The 16195-nt window shown below is 62.9% G+C and carries 17 protein-coding genes, 1 tRNA gene and 1 pseudogene; 12 read left to right on the forward strand and 7 right to left on the reverse strand.

Going from position 1 to position 16195, the window contains the following annotated elements:
* The first annotated feature begins 75 nt into the window (after positions 1–75).
* From NKJ46_RS19470 to glpK, 3 genes are all read left to right on the forward strand, one after another.
* Entirely contained in the window at positions 76–342 is a 267-nt protein-coding gene (locus NKJ46_RS19470) for a DUF2160 domain-containing protein (protein WP_031193610.1), read from the forward strand.
* A 78-nt stretch (positions 343–420) separates the two neighbouring features.
* Positions 421–2148: an ABC transporter substrate-binding protein gene (locus NKJ46_RS19475; protein ID WP_352471681.1), complete on the forward strand. Its 1728-nt coding sequence runs from the start codon at positions 421–423 to the stop codon at positions 2146–2148.
* A gap of 145 nt (positions 2149–2293) precedes the next feature.
* The gene (gene glpK, locus NKJ46_RS19480; RefSeq protein ID WP_352666559.1) at positions 2294–3787 is read left to right on the forward strand and encodes a glycerol kinase GlpK; all 1494 of its coding nucleotides are present in this window, start codon (positions 2294–2296) and stop codon (positions 3785–3787) included.
* Between the two features lie 78 nt (positions 3788–3865).
* On the opposite strand, the gene NKJ46_RS19485 is transcribed toward glpK, so the two are convergent.
* Complete coding sequence (locus tag NKJ46_RS19485) at positions 3866–4339, reverse strand: BA14K family protein (RefSeq protein WP_352666561.1); 474 nt, start codon at positions 4337–4339, stop codon at positions 3866–3868.
* Between the two features lie 308 nt (positions 4340–4647).
* On the opposite strand from NKJ46_RS19485, the gene NKJ46_RS19490 reads away from it, so the two are divergent.
* Positions 4648–4723: transfer RNA gene (locus NKJ46_RS19490), tRNA-Lys, on the forward strand.
* Positions 4724–4798: 75 nt separating this feature from the next.
* Here the strand turns inward: NKJ46_RS19490 and NKJ46_RS19495 are convergent.
* The 5 genes and pseudogenes from NKJ46_RS19495 to NKJ46_RS19515 all read right to left on the reverse strand — a co-directional run bounded on the left by NKJ46_RS19495 (position 4799) and on the right by NKJ46_RS19515 (position 9255).
* Positions 4799–5101 (reverse strand): hypothetical protein, encoded by a 303-nt coding sequence (locus tag NKJ46_RS19495; RefSeq protein WP_352666562.1) that lies wholly within the window; start codon positions 5099–5101, stop codon positions 4799–4801.
* Positions 5102–5240: 139 nt separating this feature from the next.
* Positions 5241–6364: pseudogene (gene dprA, locus NKJ46_RS19500) on the reverse strand (DNA-processing protein DprA).
* Positions 6361–6948, reverse strand: a complete 588-nt coding sequence (gene plsY / locus NKJ46_RS19505) for a glycerol-3-phosphate 1-O-acyltransferase PlsY (RefSeq protein ID WP_352666564.1) — start codon at positions 6946–6948, stop codon at positions 6361–6363. The pseudogene dprA and the gene plsY overlap by 4 nt, the downstream one beginning before the upstream one ends.
* A 58-nt stretch (positions 6949–7006) precedes the next feature.
* On the reverse strand, positions 7007–8293 hold the full coding sequence (locus tag NKJ46_RS19510) for a dihydroorotase (RefSeq protein ID WP_352666566.1): 1287 nt from the start codon (positions 8291–8293) through the stop codon (positions 7007–7009).
* Positions 8293–9255 (reverse strand): aspartate carbamoyltransferase catalytic subunit, encoded by a 963-nt coding sequence (locus NKJ46_RS19515; protein ID WP_352666568.1) that lies wholly within the window; start codon positions 9253–9255, stop codon positions 8293–8295. The genes NKJ46_RS19510 and NKJ46_RS19515 overlap by 1 nt, the downstream gene beginning before the upstream one ends.
* Positions 9256–9410: 155 nt before the next feature.
* Between NKJ46_RS19515 and NKJ46_RS19520 the strand changes: the two genes are divergently transcribed.
* The 3 genes from NKJ46_RS19520 to NKJ46_RS19530 all read left to right on the forward strand — a co-directional run bounded on the left by NKJ46_RS19520 (position 9411) and on the right by NKJ46_RS19530 (position 12064).
* A complete protein-coding gene (locus NKJ46_RS19520; RefSeq protein ID WP_352666570.1) occupies positions 9411–11039 on the forward strand; it encodes a DNA alkylation response protein in 1629 nt (542 codons plus the stop codon).
* 159 nt (positions 11040–11198) lie between these two features.
* On the forward strand, positions 11199–11753 hold the full coding sequence (locus NKJ46_RS19525) for a hypothetical protein (protein ID WP_352666571.1): 555 nt from the start codon (positions 11199–11201) through the stop codon (positions 11751–11753).
* Entirely contained in the window at positions 11753–12064 is a 312-nt protein-coding gene (locus NKJ46_RS19530; protein ID WP_352491551.1) for a DUF6105 family protein, read from the forward strand. Before NKJ46_RS19525 ends, NKJ46_RS19530 begins: the two co-directional genes overlap by 1 nt.
* Here the strand turns inward: NKJ46_RS19530 and ruvX are convergent.
* Positions 12031–12516, reverse strand: coding sequence for a Holliday junction resolvase RuvX (gene ruvX / locus NKJ46_RS19535; RefSeq protein WP_352624902.1), 486 nt, complete (start codon positions 12514–12516; stop codon positions 12031–12033). The two genes, NKJ46_RS19530 and ruvX, sit on opposite strands and share 34 nt — an antisense overlap.
* 116 nt (positions 12517–12632) lie before the next feature.
* On the opposite strand from ruvX, the gene NKJ46_RS19540 reads away from it, so the two are divergent.
* From NKJ46_RS19540 to NKJ46_RS19560, 5 genes are all read left to right on the forward strand, one after another.
* Positions 12633–13340: a metal-dependent hydrolase gene (locus NKJ46_RS19540; protein WP_352666573.1), complete on the forward strand. Its 708-nt coding sequence runs from the start codon at positions 12633–12635 to the stop codon at positions 13338–13340.
* Positions 13341–13364: 24 nt separating this feature from the next.
* On the forward strand, positions 13365–13781 hold the full coding sequence (locus NKJ46_RS19545; protein ID WP_352666575.1) for a hypothetical protein: 417 nt from the start codon (positions 13365–13367) through the stop codon (positions 13779–13781).
* Positions 13782–13857: 76 nt separating this feature from the next.
* Complete coding sequence (gene gatC / locus NKJ46_RS19550) at positions 13858–14145, forward strand: Asp-tRNA(Asn)/Glu-tRNA(Gln) amidotransferase subunit GatC (protein WP_352666613.1); 288 nt, start codon at positions 13858–13860, stop codon at positions 14143–14145.
* A 7-nt stretch (positions 14146–14152) separates the two neighbouring features.
* Positions 14153–14611 (forward strand): GNAT family N-acetyltransferase, encoded by a 459-nt coding sequence (locus NKJ46_RS19555; protein ID WP_352666576.1) that lies wholly within the window; start codon positions 14153–14155, stop codon positions 14609–14611.
* Complete coding sequence (locus NKJ46_RS19560) at positions 14611–16176, forward strand: amidase (RefSeq protein WP_352666578.1); 1566 nt, start codon at positions 14611–14613, stop codon at positions 16174–16176. Before NKJ46_RS19555 ends, NKJ46_RS19560 begins: the two co-directional genes overlap by 1 nt.
* Positions 16177–16195: the final 19 nt, after the last annotated feature.

A 16195-nucleotide genomic window follows, 5' to 3' on the forward strand; every position in this document is an offset into this window, starting at 1 on the left:
ACGGTAGGCTTCAGCGATCCGGCCAATATCCGCCTGTGGGGATTTAACCTCTCGTCCAATCTCGATTTTTCGTGGATGGCCTGGACGTGGCCGACCGCGGCCTTCTTTGGAACCATCTTTCTGCTGCTTTGCGGCATGGCGGTGTGGGAATACGTCTCGCCGGGCGGCAATCCGCGCGTCGGCGTGCTGCGCTTCGAAACGACACGCGGCGACCGCCTGTTCCTGTCGCTGCTTGGCAGCGCCTTTATCCATCTCGCTTGGCTGGGTCTAGTCGGACCCAATCTGTGGTGGGCTCTCGCTCTCTCCGTGGTCTACGCCGTCGGCGTGTTCCGCTACGTATAGAGGGGGAAACTGTTGGAACGGCGGCGTGCCGGCCGCCGATCCAGATCGCACTTTGAACTTTAACAGTGGAGGAAATACATGCGACGGCAATTCTTGACATCAACAACTGCGCTTGTCCTGTTGCTCGGGGCAAGCAATGCCTATGCCGGAATGGACGAGGCCAAGGCCTTCCTCGATAAGGAAATCGGGCCCCTTTCGACGCTTTCGCGCGCCGACCAGGAAGCCGAGATGCAATGGTTCATCGATGCCGCGAAACCTTTCGCCGGCATGGATATCAAGGTGGTTTCCGAAACCATCGCCACGCATCAGTATGAATCGCAGGTGCTCGCGCCGGCCTTTACGGCCATCACCGGCATCAAGGTTACGCATGACGTCATCCAGGAAGGCGACGTCGTCGAGAAGATCCAGACCCAGATGCAGACCGGCCAGAACCTCTATGACGGCTGGGTCAACGATTCGGATCTGATCGGCACGCACTGGCGCTACCAGCAGGTGCGCAACCTGACCGACTGGATGGCAGGCGACGGCAAGGATGTCACCAACCCGAATCTCGACCTGAAGGATTTCATCGGCACCTCGTTCACCACCGCGCCCGACAAGAAACTCTACCAGCTTCCCGACCAGCAGTTCGCGAATCTCTACTGGTTCCGTTACGACTGGTTCAACGACGAGAAGAACAAGGCGGACTTCAAGGCCAAATACGGCTACGACCTCGGCGTGCCGGTCAATTGGTCGGCCTATGAGGACATCGCCGAGTTCTTCACCGGCCGCGAGATCGATGGCAAGAAGGTCTACGGCCATATGGATTATGGCAAGAAGGACCCGTCGCTCGGCTGGCGGTTCACCGACGCCTGGCTGTCGATGGCCGGCAATGGCGACAAGGGCATTCCAAACGGTCTGCCCGTCGACGAATGGGGCATCAAGGTCGATGAGAATTCGCGTCCGGTCGGTTCCTGCACGGCGCGCGGCGGCGACACCAATGGTCCGGCTTCCGTCTACGCCATCCAGAAGTACCTCGATTGGCTGAAGGCCTATGCACCGGCGGAAGCCCAGGGCATGACCTTCTCCGAGTCAGGGCCGGTGCCGGCGCAAGGCGCGGTTGCCCAGCAGATCTTCTGGTATACCGCCTTCACCGCCAGCATGGTCGACGCCAGCGCCAAGGCGGTGCTGAACGACGACGGCACGCCGAAGTGGCGCATGGCGCCGTCGCCGCATGGCGTCTACTGGAAGGACGGCATGAAGCTCGGCTATCAGGACGTCGGTTCCTGGACGCTGATGAAGTCGACGCCGACCGACCGCGCCAAGGCCGCTTGGCTGTACGCGCAGTTCGTCACCTCGAAGACGGTCGACGTGAAGAAGAGCCATGTCGGCCTGACCTTCATCCGCGAGAGCACGATCCACGACAAGAGCTTCACCGAACGTGCGCCAAAGCTCGGCGGCTTGATCGAGTTCTACCGCTCGCCGGCGCGCGTCCAGTGGTCGCCGACCGGCACCAACGTGCCGGACTATCCGAAGCTGGCACAGCTCTGGTGGCAGGCGATCGGCGATGCTTCGTCGGGTGCCAAGAGCGCGCAGGAAGCAATGGACTCGCTCTGCGCCGAGCAGGAAAAGGTGATGAGCCGCATCGAGAAGTCGGGCGTCCAGGGCGATATCGGCCCGAAGATGGCCGAAGAGCATGACCTCGCCTATTGGAACGCCGACGCGGTCAAGAAGGGCAATCTCGCTCCTCAGCTCAAGATCGAGAACGAGAAGGAAAAGCCGGTCACCATCAACTACGACGAGCTGGTGAAGAGCTGGCAGCAATAGGACCGTTTGATGCGGGCGTTCGCGCCCGCATCGCCATACTCAGGGGAGGCGGCATGTTGCCGTCTCCCCTGTTTGCGTGAACGGCTCCGCGCCATCTGGCGTCGAGACACCGTTGCACCTTGAATTCGCTTCGACGGGAGAGAGAATGACCGGATATATCCTTGCAATCGACCAGGGGACGACATCGAGCCGGGCGATCCTGTTCGACGACAAGATGAAGGTCGTCGGCAGCGGGCAAAAGGAATTCACCCAATATTATCCGGCCTCCGGCTGGGTCGAGCACGATCCCGAAGAGATATGGGCAAGTGTCGTGGAAACGGTGAAGGCCGCACTGAAGACAGCCGGCCGCAACGCGGCGGAAGTCGCCGCGATCGGCATCACCAACCAGCGCGAAACCGTCGTCATCTGGGACAAGGAGACCGGCAAGCCGATCCACAACGCGATTGTCTGGCAGGACCGCCGCACCGCGCCGCTATGCCAGAAACTGAAGCAGCTGGGGCTGGAGAAGAAGTTCACGAAAAAGACCGGCCTGCTGCTCGATCCCTATTTCTCCGGCACCAAGATCGCCTGGATGCTGGACAAGGTGAAGGGCGCCAGAAAACGCGCCGAGAAGTGCGAACTGCTGGCTGGCACCATCGACAGTTTCCTGATTTGGCGCCTGACTGGCGGCAAGGTCCACGCCACTGACGCCACCAATGCCTCGCGCACACTGGTCTACAACATCGAACAAAACGCCTGGGATGACGAGCTGCTGGCCATACTCGGCATACCTGCAAGAATGCTGCCGCAGGTGAAAGATTGTGCCGATGATTTTGGAATCACAGACAAAAGCCTGTTTGGTGCAGAGATCAGAATCCTCGGTGTGGCCGGCGACCAGCATGCGGCGGCGATCGGCCAGGCCTGTTTCGAGCCAGGCATGATGAAATCTACCTACGGCACCGGTTGCTTCGCACTGCTCAACACCGGCAGCGATCTAGTGCGTTCGAAGAACCGGCTTTTGACCACCATCGCCTACAGGCTGAACGGCAAGACCACCTATGCACTGGAGGGCTCGATCTTTATCGCCGGCGCCGCCGTGCAGTGGCTGCGGGACGGCATCAAGGTGATCGGCAAGGCCGAGCAGAGCGGCAAATTGGCGGCGGACGCCGATCCGACGCAGAACGTCTATCTGGTGCCGGCTTTCGTCGGGCTCGGCGCACCGCACTGGGATGCCGAGGCGCGCGGCGCCATCTTCGGGCTGACCCGCAATTCGGGGCCGGCGGAATTTGCCCGCGCGGCACTGGAATCCGTTGCGTTCCAAACGCGCGATCTGCTTGACGCCATGCGGAAGGACTGGAAGGGCGCCTCGGTCAAGACCGTGCTCAGGGTCGATGGCGGCATGGTGGCGTCGGACTGGACCATGCAGCGGCTGGCCGACATTCTCGATGCGCCTGTCGACCGGCCGACAATTCTCGAGACGACCGCGCTTGGTGCGGCATGGCTGGCCGGCTCGAAGGCCGGTGTCTGGCCGAAGGCGCGGGAATTCGCCAGGAGTTGGGTGCTCGAGCGCCGGTTCAAGCCGGACATGGATGCTTCGACACGTGCCGCCAAGCTGGCCGGTTGGCGCCACGCTGTGCGCAGGACGCTAAGCGTGCAATAAGCAGGAATGGCACCGGCTTCGCACTCATGAAAAACCCGCGCCGTTTCGGGCGCGGGCTTGTAGCCTCTAATCAAACACTCAGTAAGGCGACCGGCACTGCCGACGCGGACCGTAGTTGGGCTGATACGTATTGTCGGAGGCACGATAGCTTCGATAATGGTCGTAGCACCACTGCACGTGTGCATCGCCACGATAGACACGATTCTGGTTGACAATCGCGCCGGTGATCAGCGCTCCGGTAGCAAACGCGGCCAGCGGGAACCAGAAGTCGCCGTGGCGGCGGTAGCCCGGACGGTAGTAGCGATAGCCGCGATGGCCACGCCAGTACATGCCGTCGTCACGCGAAAAATTGCGGCGGAAATCGCGACGCGAGAAATCGCGATTGAAATTCCGGTGCCTCCGCCACGGCTCGTACTGGATAGTCTGGACATTCGAGGTGAGCCCCTGGGCAGGGGGCGCATAGCTGGGCTGAGCGTTGACTGGCACGATCTCCGCGGCAGCGAATGAGATCGAAAGGGTGGTCGCCAGCAGGCCCGACATGATCCTATTCATGATCTTCTCCTTGAAACGCGTGTCCCTTGTCGCGGAAAAACGGGCAGGCTGCGCAAATTGTTCCGCCAAAAATCCCAAGTTGCTGATCTGTAAAGGTTCTCCCGATTGGTTGCTTGCGCTTGTCCCGCAAAGCACGAGCTTCGGCCTTGCGCCAGAGGGAGGCAGTTCCGTCAATGCCTAAGCGGACCGCACGGCATGATGACACAGCAGGAAAGTCCGGTTTGGGAGCCGTCTTTTTCCGGTTGACCGGCAGAGGCACTCTCCCTATGTTCCGCGCAATTTCGAGGGCGGCCTTTCTGAGCCCGCGGGAGCGCGTAGCTCAGCCGGTAGAGCAACTGACTTTTAATCAGTAGGTCATGGGTTCGAATCCCATCGCGCTCACCAATCCAGATTGTGTACGGCCCGGAGACATGGGTAACAGTTTGTACTTAAACCTCGTGCCGAACGCATGCGGTGGCCTTAGCCGCCCGCGCCATCGTCCATCATCGTGCCGGTGAGCGCCTCATAAGCTCTGCTGCATAGCTGTGAATGCGGACAATCCTTCACGATAAGCACTGGCACCACGGTAAGAACCGCTGCGGCAAGGATTTGTAGGCAAAGACCGACGGCGCTTACCTTCCTGCCGAACACACCGGCCAGGAAAAAGTAGAGACCCTGGGCCATGCAGGCTGCCGCCAGAATGCCCAGAAGCGTGCTGGTCGCTCTTGCGAAGGGCGTTATGTAGCCGTCGGGAAACCCAGCATGCCGAGATCCATCGACCATTGCAGCGCCAGCATGAGGCTCAGCGCTGACCAGACAAGGGTCGTCGTACGAGCGAACAGCGTCTGCTTTGGTTTGTTGCTCGGATCGGGCCATCGGGATCACGTCGGAATTGCTTGCCGGGGCATGCGCAAGCTCTCGGTCAGATCAGCGAGACGTTGCCGCCGGCATGGCGTTCGAGCCGGCCGGCTAGGTCGAGCTCCAGCAGCACCATGAACACTTGGGCGGGATGCAGGCCGGTGTGGCGGATGATCTCGTCCACTGCTACCGGCGTCGGGCCGAGCGCCTCAACGACGCGGTCGCGGTCGTCCTCGCGCGGCGGCGGTGTTGCCGAAAAGTCGGGCGGCTCTTCAAGCGGCGATGTCCTTGGCGCCCAGTCGCCGACCAGCGGCGCGATCGCACTGGTGACATCGGCGGCCTCGGTCACAAGGGTGGCGCCATCCTTGAGCAGGCCATTGGTGCCGGCGGCGCGCGGATCGAGCGGCGAACCGGGAACGGCGAAGACCAGGCGGCCCATCTCGCCCGCCAGCCGGGCGCTGATCAGCGAGCCGGAGCGCTGTGCGGCCTCGACCACCACCAATCCCAATGCAGCGCCGGCGACGAGCCGGTTGCGGCGCGGAAAATCCTGTGCGCGCGGCTGCCAGCCAAACGGCATTTCGGAGATGATGGCGCCACCGCGCTCGGCGATCTCGTCGCACAGGCCGGCATTTTCGGGCGGGTAGGGCAAATCGAGGCCGCCGGCGAGCACGCCGAGCGTGCCGGTCGAAAGGCGGCCCTGGGGCGCGGCCGTATCGATGCCGCGCGCCAAACCGGAGACGATGCCATAGCCGTCACGGCCAAGGTCCGTCGCCAGCGTCCGCGCCATCTTGATGCCGGCCAGCGATGCGTTGCGCGCGCCGACGATGGCGACCGCTGGCAAGCGGAACACCGCGCTATTGCCCTTGACCGCAAGCAGCGGCGGCGGATGATCCATGCTTTTCATCAGCGGCGGATAATCCGCCTCGCCGATGCCGACGAAACGGGCGCCGGCCCGCCGGGCCGTCTCCAGCTCGGCCTCGGCCTCCGCAATGGACGGGATGCGGACGACTTTTTTGGCGCCACCCGAAATCATCAGCTCGGGCAGCATCGATAACGCTGCTTCGGCCGAACCGAACCGGTTGATCAGGTCGCGAAAGGAAGCCGGGCCGACATTCGGCGTGCGGATCAACGAAGCCAGCTCAGCCGCTGCCGGTCGCTGAGGCGCGGCCCGGCGTCGGGCTCGCTCACTCCTTGGCCCCGATCTTACCCTCGGTGCCGGCAAGCAGCCGCGCAATGTTGGCGCGGTGCTTTACGATGACGATGAGGCTCATCGCCGCAAAAAGCCCGGCAATCTGCTGCGTGCTCAGGAAATACAGGGCTACGGGCACGACGACCGCTGCCGTCAGTGCCGCAAGCGAGGAGAAGCGGAACAGGATGGCCACCGCCAGCCAGACGACGGCGAAGATCAGCGCCACCTGCCAGGCAAGGCCGATAAGCACGCCAAGGTAAGTGGCGACGCCCTTGCCGCCCTTGAAGCCGAGCCAGACCGGAAAGAGATGACCTAAAAACGCGCCGAACCCGGCCCAAAGTCCGAGTTCGGGCGCAAAGCGGCCTGCGATCAACACCGCCGCGGTGCCCTTCAGCGCATCGAGCAGAAGTGTGGCCGCGGCCAAGCTCTTGTTGCCGGTGCGCAGCACGTTGGTGGCGCCGATGTTGCCGGAGCCTATGTTGCGCACGTCGCCGAGGCCGGCGGCACGGGTGATCAGCAGGCCAAACGGGATCGAGCCGAGAAGATAGCCGAACACCAATGCCAAGACGGGACTGTAAGCCATTGTTCCCCCGAACTTTCCTTGGCTAAGCGGATTCTAAGGCGTGACGCCTGTTTTCGTCCTACGCCGAAAACACTGTGCGGCCCGCCACCATCGTTTGCAAGACCTTGCCTTGCAGTCGCGCGCCTTCGAAACAGGTGTTTTTCGAGCGTGAGCGGATGCCGCTCTCGCTGACGACCCATGGTTCGTCCAGATCGATGAGCGCAAGGTCGGCCAATGCCCCCGGTTTCAGCGTGCCGCCGGGCAGTCCGAACAATCTTGCCGGCGCGGTCGACAGTGTCTCGACCAGCCGGAGCAGCGTCACGTCGCCATTGTGATACAGCCGCAGCGCTGCGCCCAATAATGTTTCCAGCCCGATGGCGCCGGCCGCGGCATCGGCAAAGGGCAGGCGCTTGGTGTCGACGTCCTGCGGGTCGTGCGAGGAGACGATGAGGTCGATGGTGCCGTCCTTGACCGCCTCGATCATCGCCAGCCGGTCTTCCTCGGCGCGCAGCGGCGGCGTCAGCCGGAAGAAGGTGCGGTACTCGCCGACATCGTTCTCGTTGAGTGACAAATTGTGGATCGACACGCCTGATGTGACATTGGCGCCATCGGCTTTCGCGCGCGCTACCGCGCTTGCCGCCATAGCCGTCGAGATCTTGGCAGCGTGATAGGCGCCGCCGGTCAGCCGAGCCAATGCGAGATCGCGCTCCAGGGGGATCGATTCGGCTTCGCGCGGAATGCCGGCAAGGCCAAGCCAGCTTGCGTAAAGGCCTTCGTTCATGACGCCGGCCGAAGCGAGGTCGGCGTCCTGGGTTTCATGCGCGATGACGCCGCCGAAATCGCGCGCATAGGTCAGCGCGCGGCGCATCACCAGCGCGCTGGCAATAGAATGGCGGCCGTCGGTGAAGGCGACCGCTCCAGCCTCGCGCAGCAGGCCGAATTCGGTCATCTCGCGGCCTTCCAGCCCCTTGGTGATCGCTGCCGCCGGAAAGATGTTGACGATTGCGGTGTCCTTGGCGGTGCGCAGCACGAACTCGACCAATGCGACATTGTCGATCACCGGGTCGGTATCGGGCATCATAACGACTGAGGTGACGCCGCCGGCCGCCGCAGCGATGCTCGCGGAAGCAATGGTTTCGCGGTGTTCGCCGCCCGGTTCGCCGATGAAGACACGCGCATCGATCAGGCCGGGAATGATAGTCTTGCCGGCGCAGTCGATGATGGCGGCGCCTTCGGGCGTGCCCTGGTTCAAGGCCGCCTTGCCGGCCGCAACGATTTTGCGGCCTTCGACTATGACGGTGCCGACCTCATCGATGCCGCGCGACGGGTCGACGATGCGGGCGCGGCTGAAGACCGTTATGCTCATCAGCCGCGGCCCTCGTGGTTTCGACGGGGGTCGAGCAGCGCTTCCATCACCGCCATGCGCACGGCGACGCCCATCTCAACCTGTTCCTGGATGACGCTTTGCGGGCCGTCGGCGATCTCCGAGGCGATCTCGACGCCGCGGTTCATCGGCCCGGGATGCATGACCAGCGCGCCGTCCTTGGCTGCTTTCAGCTTCTCGGCGTCGAGGCCGAAATAGCGGAAATATTCGCGCACCGACGGTACGAAAGCGCCTTCCATGCGTTCGCGCTGCAGGCGCAGCATCATCACCACGTCGGCGTCCTTCAGACCCTCGGCCATCGAGCGGGTGACGATGACGCCCATCTTCTCGATGCCGGCGGGCAAAAGCGTCGAAGGGGCGACGACCCTGACCTGGGCACCAAGCGCGTTGAGCAGAATGATGTTGGAGCGGGCCACGCGCGAATGCAGGATGTCGCCGCAGATCGCCACGATCAGCTTCGACAGCGGACCCTTGGCGCGGCGGATGGTCAGTGCGTCGAGCAGCGCCTGGGTGGGGTGCTCATGGGCGCCGTCGCCGGCGTTGACCACCGAACAGCCGACCTTCTGGGCAAGAAGTGCTGCCGCGCCGGCCGATTGATGGCGGATGATCAATATGTCGGGGCGCATGGCGTTCAGCGTCATTGCGGTATCGATCAGCGTCTCGCCCTTCTTCACCGAAGAGCTCGCCACCGACATGTTCATGACGTCGGCGCCGAGCCGTTTGCCGGCCAGCTCGAATGACGATTGCGTACGCGTCGAGGCTTCGTAGAAGAGATTGATCTGGGTGCGGCCGCGCAGCGTCGATGTCTTCTTGTCCGATTGCCGCGAGATGGCAACGGCCCGGTCCGCCCGGTCGAGCAGAAGCTCGATGTCGGCGGGGGAAAGATCGCGGATGCCCAGAAGATGGCGGTGGGGATAAAGCGGCAGGGACGATGCGTCGGTCATCTCAAGTCGCTGCTATAGGGGGGAGGCTCCGCGGCTGCAAGCACCGGCTTTGGAATGGATTGGTTCTCCCCGGTATTTTCGTCGCGCGCCGCTGGCCATAGGCTATAAACCGCCTTGGCTTTGGATTCGCAGCCTTCAGGTGATAAGGACGAAGCGTGACTGACGACGTGACCAACCAGCCGCCGCCGCTGGCCGGCGGCAACGCCTGGCGGGGCGATCCGTTGCTGATCCAGCTTGCCGAGCGCTTTTCCGATCCGGTGCGCAAGGACCTCGACGGGCTTGGCCGTTTCGTTCTGACCCATGAGGCGCAGGAACTGGCCCGTCTTGCCAATGTCGAGACGCCGAAGCTCAGGACCCACGACCGCCAGGGCCGGCGCATCGACCAGGTCGAGTTCCATCCCGCCTATCACGCGCTCATGCGCCGCTCTGTTGCCAACGGGCTGCATTCGTCGGTCTGGGAGAATGGCGACGCCGAGATCGGCCGACGCCACCAGGTGCGCGCTGCACGCTTTTACCTCACGGCTGAGCTCGAGACCGGACATCTCTGCCCGATCACCATGACCAGCGCTTCGCTGGCAGCGCTGATGGCCAGCCCGAAGCTGTTTCGCGAGTGGGCGCCTCGGGTGACGACGCGCAAATACGATCAAAGCCAAAAGCCTCCGGTCGAAAAAGCCGGGCTGACACTCGGCATGGGCATGACCGAGAAGCAAGGCGGCACCGATGTCCGTGCCAACGTCACCAGGGCCGAGCGCGCCGGCAGCGGGTTTTATCGCCTGACCGGCCACAAATGGTTCATGTCGGCGCCGATGTCGGATGCCTTCCTGGTGCTCGGACAGGTGCCGGAGGGACTGTCATGCTTTCTCGTGCCCCGCTTGCTCGGCGACGGATCTGGCAACGGCTTCCGTTTTCAACGGCTGAAGGACAAGCTCGGCAATCGATCCAACGCCTCGTCGGAGGTGGAATTCGTCAATGCCATCGGCGAGATGGTCGGCGAGCCCGGCGCCGGCGTGAAGACGATCATGGACATGGTAACCCTGACGCGGCTCGACTGTGCCGTCGCCTCGTCGGCGATCATGCGGGCCGGACTGGCCGAGGCCGTCCACCACACGCGCAACCGCAAGGTGTTTGGAACCAATCTGATCGAGCAGCCGCTGATGCAGCGTGTGCTGGCCGATATGGCGCTCGACGTTGCCGCCGCTACCGCGCTGTCGTTCCGGCTGGCGCGCTCCTTCGACGAGGCGGCCGGCGACCGCGGCGAGGCGGCCTTCGCCCGCGCCATGACGCCGGTGGTCAAATACTGGGTCTGCAAGATTGCGCCGCCGCTGCTCTATGAAGCGATGGAGTGCCTCGGCGGCAATGGCTATGTCGAGGAGGGACCGCTCGCCCGCTACTATCGCGAAGCTCCGGTCAACGCGATCTGGGAAGGTTCAGGCAATGTCATGGCGCTCGACGTGTTGCGCGTGCTCGGCCGCGCGCCAGGCCTGTTCGACGACGTGCTGGCCGGCATCGACCGCGATCTCGGCGCCGGCGGACGCGGCACCGTCGGCGTGCTCAAGGCGGCAATGCAGGTCGCAGCAACCGACGAGGGCTCGGCGCGGCTCTTGACCGAGCAATTGGCATTGTCGGCGGCGGCGGCAGAGCTTCGCAGGCTGGGGGCAGGGCGGATCGCCGACGCCTTCGTCGAAACGCGCCTCGCCGGCCAGTGGCGCAATACCTATGGCATGATCGATTCGCGCCATGATGCGCGCATGATCATCGATACGCTCTACCCGCCGATCAACTAAGGGCCGTCGCCCTATTCGCTGCCGCTCTCGCGACCCTGTGGATGGCCGTTAACCTTAACGAATGGTTTCCATTGCGGCGGCCGGTGGCAAAGCCCACTGTTATGGTTAAGGCAAGGATTGTTCAGCTTGAGCGGCTTTGCCCTGCGAAGCAGGAGCGTCATGCGGCATATTCTGAGCTCTTTTCTGGCATTGCATTGGGCGGCCGTTTTCGCCCTGCTGGCGTTCATCTGCATCGACGGGAATCGAGGCGTGGCGACGGCCCTTGGCGTGCTGGGCGTTCCAGTCCAGAACACTCGATTTGCCGATCTCGAAAACGCCGTCGTCGTGGCGCCGCTCGCCGTGGCACTGCTTGTCGTCGCGGTGCTGTTCTGCTGGGCCTTTGTTGAAGCACTGACCAGCGACACGACCAACCCGGATCCGGCCGACAGCGTCGTGCGAATCGCCTTCATCTCCGCCTTGGGCGTGCTGTCGCTGATAGTCATCGGCGGCGCCGCGCAAGGCATCAATGGGCTGTTCATGGTTGTCGCGGTGCAATTGGCGGCACTTCTGGCGTCCTATGTCGCGATGCTCGCCGAGCGGCGGTCGGCCGTTGCCGCGGCAGTTCCCGGAACCGGCGAAATCCGAGCGGCCGCGCATGTCATGGCCAAGGCAGCGGCGCATAATTCCTCGCTTGCCCGCATTTCCGGCCGGCTGGATTCGAGGGATGACCGCTGATGCGCACCTTGTTCGCGCTGTGGGCGGCTCCGCTCCTCTTGTTTTGGGGCTGGTTCTTCCTGTCGCTCAACGACATCAATTTCGGCTATGTCATGCTGAGCCGCCAATTGCACGATCTCGTCTTCCAGCTCTATGGACAGATGCTGGGCGTCGATCCGGCGCTTATTCCGGGCATGGTGGCGAAAGCTTGCGTATTCGACGGGCTGCTGCTGATGGCGTTCTGGGCATTTCGCCGCCGCAAGGCAATTGGCGGCTGGATCACGGCGATGCGCAACCGCTATTTCGACCAGGCATCGACGCCGAGCGCCTGAAGCCGGTCGAGAACGCCCTGGAGGATGAAGGCGGCCGCCGCTGAATCGATCTTGCCGGCGCGTTTCTTGCGGGAAAAATCCATCTCGATCAGCGTCCGCTCGGCCGCCACCGTCGACAGCCTTTCGTCCCAAAAGACGAACGGCAGATCGGTCAATCCAGCCATGTTGCGGACGAAAGCGCGGGATTTTTGGGCGCGCGGGCCTTCCGAGCCGTCCATGTTGATGGGGAGGCCGATCACCACGGCGCCGGCATTTTCCTTCTGTAGCAGAGCGAGCAGCACTGCGGCATCGAGCGAGAATTTTCTGCGCATGATGACAGGGCGCGGGTGCGCGAAGGACAAGCCGCGGTCGGAAACCGCCACGCCGATCGTCTTGTCGCCGAGGTCGAGACCAGCCAGGGTCTTGCCGCCGCCGAGCCGGGCCGGCAACTCTTCGATGGTGATGATGCCCAACGGCTTTTCCTTTGACCGCGACGCCGCACGTCCTATACGCGCAAAGCGTGCGTGGCGCTTTAATTTCGCCGTCGGCGTTCTATCCTCTACCGAAGCAAAAATCGAGGAAAGCATTGATGAAACTGACCTGGTACGGACATTCGGCATTCCGAATTGAAATCGAAGGCGCGAAAATCCTCATCGACCCCTATCTGGTCGGCAATCCGTCATGGACAGGCGGCTGGGAAGGGCCGGCCGAAGGGGTCACGCACGTGTTGCTCACCCATGGCCACAGCGACCACATCAGCGGCGCCATCGAAGTGCTCAAGAAGACCGGCGCGATGCTGGTCGCCAATTTCGAGATTTGCATGTACCTGGTCGGCAAGGGCGTCGGTGACAAGCAGATCAATCCCGGCAATATCGGCGGTACGGTCGATTGCGGCGGCTTCACCACCACCTTCGTTCAGGCCCTGCACTCATCGTCCTTTTCGGGCGAGGGCGGCCAGAATACCTATCTCGGCAATCCGGGTGGGCTCGTCCTGCACTTCCCCGAGGACCAGACGCTTTATCATATGGGCGACACCGACATTTTTTCCGACATGGCGCTGATCAACGAATTGCATGAACCGAAGATCGGCATCGTGCCGATCGGCGACCGCTTCACCATGGGTGGGGCGGTAGCAGCCCTTGCCTGCCAGCGTTTCTTCAAGTTCGAGACCGTCGTTCCCGCCCACTTCGGCACGTTTCCGATGATCGACCAGACCGCCGACAAATTCGTGGCCGGGCTGGACGGATCGGGCGTGAAAGTGGCGTTGCCGAAGATCGGCGAGACGATTACGCTGTAAAGAAAGCTGATCCGGAACGATACGATGCGCTTGAGAAATTCTCTTTGCATTTCCATGCTGGTTGCCGCGTCGCCGGCGCTGGCGGCGGAGGATTTCATCGAGGGCATCTATCTGCAATCGGAGGACCTCTGCGCGCAGGCCAAAAAGGATACGCTGCAGACGGTGATCGAGGGCGGCAATATCGTGCTGTCGGCAAATGGCCTGGAAAGCATCGAATATAATTGTGAATTCCTGCAAATCACCAAAGCGACACGTTCACCAAGCTGGGCGGTGACCGCCATATGCCAGGAGCCGGGCTACGTCTTTCCGGATGTGCTCTCACTGACACAGATGAGCCCGAAGCAGATCGACCTGGTATCGGTTCGGCCTGCCACCGACGAAGGCGAGCAGAGCGGCAACGGCGGCAGTTATTTCCTCTGCGACGGCGTGGCGATGCCATAGGGCAGTTGTCGGCACGATGCATGTTGCGCGGCACGCGCTACGTCGCTATAGCGCTGGTTTTCCCCGAGGCACGAACATGTCCGTTGATATTAAAACCGTGAAGCGCGTTGCGCATCTTGCCCGCATTGCGGTGAGCGAAGAGGATGCAGAGCGCATGACCGGCGAACTGAACGCTATTTTGGGCTTTGTCGAGCAGTTGAACGAGGTCGATGTTTCCGGCGTCGAGCCGATGACCTCGGTCACGCCGATGGCAATGAAAAAGCGCCAGGACATCGTCACCGACGGCGGCAAGGCAGCCGACATCGTCGCTAATGCACCGGCGACCGAAGAGAATTTCTTCCTTGTGCCGAAGGTCGTGGAGTAGCAGGCCGATGGCAATCGAGATCGCCGCGGAGACGCCGCTGCAGGACGACGTGCGCGGGCTGGTCGAGGAGCTCAATGCCACATTGCTGGAGCTGACGCCGCCGGAGCATTGCTACCATTTGACGGTCGAGCAGATGGCGGACCGCGACACGACCGTCTTCATCGCCCGCGATAACGGTCTTGCCATCGGTTGCGGCGCACTGAAGCGCCACGATGCCACGGTGGGCGAGGTCAAGCGTATGTATACGCGACCTTCGCATCGCGGCCGCAAGATCGGCGCAAAGATTGTCGAGCGTATCGAGGCGGCGGCGCGCCAAGACGGGCTTAAGCGTCTGGTGCTGGAGACGGGGGACCGTCATCCCGCCGCCTGGACCGTCTACGAACGCGCCGGTTTTTCGCGCTGCGGCCCGGTACTGGATTATCCCGATTCCGAGTGGTCGGTGTTTTACGAAAAGAGCCTTGCCTGATGAGCGACCTGACCCAGCTGACGATTTCGCAGGCCCGCGCCAAATTGCGTTCCAGGGAGATCACCGCCACCGAAATCACCGAAGCCTATCTATCGGCGATCGAGCGAGCCAATCCGGCGCTCAATGCCTATGTCGTGGTTACCGACGACAAGGCGCGCGACATGGCCAAGGCCTCCGACGCGAAACTGGCCAAGGGCGAGGGCGGGTCGCTCGAGGGTATCCCGCTCGGCATCAAGGATTTGTTCGGCACCGAAGGTGTCCACACCCAAGCCTGCAGCCATGTGCTGGATGGCTTCAAGCCGCGCTATGAATCGACTATCACCGCCAATCTGTGGGCGGATGGCGCCGTCATGCTCGGCAAGCTCAACATGGACGAGTTCGCGATGGGCTCGTCCAACGAGACCTCGTATTACGGGCCCGTCATCAACCCGTGGCGGCGTTCGCGCCTCGACACGGTGGTGATGCCGACGACACATCAGGGCGAGGGCGGCTTCGTTTCGGCGGGCGGCACCAGGACCGCGCGCACGTTGGACAATGCCCAACTGGTGCCGGGCGGTTCGTCCGGTGGCTCTGCATCAGCGGTCTCGGCCTTCCTGTGCGCAGGCGCCACCGCCACCGACACCGGCGGCTCGATCCGCCAGCCCGCCGCCTTCACTGGCACAGTCGGCATCAAGCCGACCTATGGCCGCTGTTCGCGCTGGGGCATCGTTGCCTTCGCCTCGTCGCTCGACCAGGCCGGGCCGATCGCGCGCGACGTACGCGACGCCGCGATCCTGTTGAAGTCGATGGCTTCGGTCGACCCGAAGGATACGACGTCCGTCGACCTGCCAGTGCCGGACTACGAGGCGGCGATCGGCCGCCCGATCAAAGGCATGAAGGTCGGCATTCCAAAGGAATATCGTGTCGACGACATGCCCGCGGAGATCGAGGCGCTGTGGCAGAAAGGCATTGCCTGGCTGAGGGATGCCGGTGCCGAGATCGTCGATATCTCGCTGCCGCACACGAAATACGCGCTGCCGGCCTATTACATTGTGGCGCCCGCCGAAGCTTCGTCCAACCTCGCCCGTTACGACGGCGTCCGCTATGGCTTGCGGGTGCCCGGCAAGGACATTGTCGACATGTATGAAAAGACCCGCGCCGCCGGCTTCGGGCGCGAGGTCAAGCGCCGCATCATGATCGGCACCTATGTGCTTTCCGCCGGCTACTACGATGCCTACTATCTGCAGGCGCAGAAAGTTCGAACCCTGATCAAGCGTGACTTCGAAAACGTGTTTGCCGCAGGCGTCGACGTCATCCTGACGCCGGCAACGCCGTCCGCCGCCTTCGGCATCGCCGACGAGGACATGGCCGCCGACCCGGTCAAGATGTATCTCAACGACATCTTTACGGTGACGGTGAACATGGCCGGCCTGCCCGGCATAGCGGTTCCGGCCGGGCTCGACGCCAAGGGGCTGCCGCTCGGCCTGCAGCTGATCGGCCGGCCCTTCGACGAGGAAACGCTGTTCCAGACCGCCCATGTCATCGAACAGGCGGCCGGCACATTTCAGCCGGAAAAATGGTGGTAGGATCGTTTCTCATCGGAGG

It is taken from the genome of Mesorhizobium sp. M0166 (assembly GCF_040322255.1).
In the GTDB taxonomy this organism is placed as follows: Bacteria; Pseudomonadota; Alphaproteobacteria; order Rhizobiales; family Rhizobiaceae; genus Mesorhizobium.

Excerpts from the sequence above, each read along its gene's own strand:
- NKJ46_RS19475 (WP_352471681.1), top strand. The coding sequence starts at position 421 with ATGCGACGGCAATTCTTGACATCAACAACTGCGCTTGTCCTGTTGCTC.
- NKJ46_RS19470 (WP_031193610.1), top strand. The coding sequence starts at position 76 with ATGGCCTGGACGTGGCCGACCGCGGCCTTCTTTGGAACCATCTTTCTG.
- glpK (WP_352666559.1), top strand. The coding sequence starts at position 2,294 with ATGACCGGATATATCCTTGCAATCGACCAGGGGACGACATCGAGCCGG.
- NKJ46_RS19555 (WP_352666576.1), top strand. The coding sequence starts at position 14,153 with ATGGCAATCGAGATCGCCGCGGAGACGCCGCTGCAGGACGACGTGCGC.
- NKJ46_RS19540 (WP_352666573.1), top strand. The coding sequence starts at position 12,633 with ATGAAACTGACCTGGTACGGACATTCGGCATTCCGAATTGAAATCGAA.
- NKJ46_RS19485 (WP_352666561.1), bottom strand. The coding sequence starts at position 4,339 with ATGAATAGGATCATGTCGGGCCTGCTGGCGACCACCCTTTCGATCTCA.
- plsY (WP_352666564.1), bottom strand. The coding sequence starts at position 6,948 with ATGGCTTACAGTCCCGTCTTGGCATTGGTGTTCGGCTATCTTCTCGGC.
- NKJ46_RS19560 (WP_352666578.1), top strand. The coding sequence starts at position 14,611 with ATGAGCGACCTGACCCAGCTGACGATTTCGCAGGCCCGCGCCAAATTG.
- NKJ46_RS19495 (WP_352666562.1), bottom strand. The coding sequence starts at position 5,101 with ATGGTCGATGGATCTCGGCATGCTGGGTTTCCCGACGGCTACATAACG.
- NKJ46_RS19515 (WP_352666568.1), bottom strand. The coding sequence starts at position 9,255 with ATGACCGACGCATCGTCCCTGCCGCTTTATCCCCACCGCCATCTTCTG.
- gatC (WP_352666613.1), top strand. The coding sequence starts at position 13,858 with ATGTCCGTTGATATTAAAACCGTGAAGCGCGTTGCGCATCTTGCCCGC.
- NKJ46_RS19525 (WP_352666571.1), top strand. The coding sequence starts at position 11,199 with ATGCGGCATATTCTGAGCTCTTTTCTGGCATTGCATTGGGCGGCCGTT.
- NKJ46_RS19510 (WP_352666566.1), bottom strand. The coding sequence starts at position 8,293 with ATGAGCATAACGGTCTTCAGCCGCGCCCGCATCGTCGACCCGTCGCGC.
- NKJ46_RS19530 (WP_352491551.1), top strand. The coding sequence starts at position 11,753 with ATGCGCACCTTGTTCGCGCTGTGGGCGGCTCCGCTCCTCTTGTTTTGG.
- NKJ46_RS19545 (WP_352666575.1), top strand. The coding sequence starts at position 13,365 with ATGCGCTTGAGAAATTCTCTTTGCATTTCCATGCTGGTTGCCGCGTCG.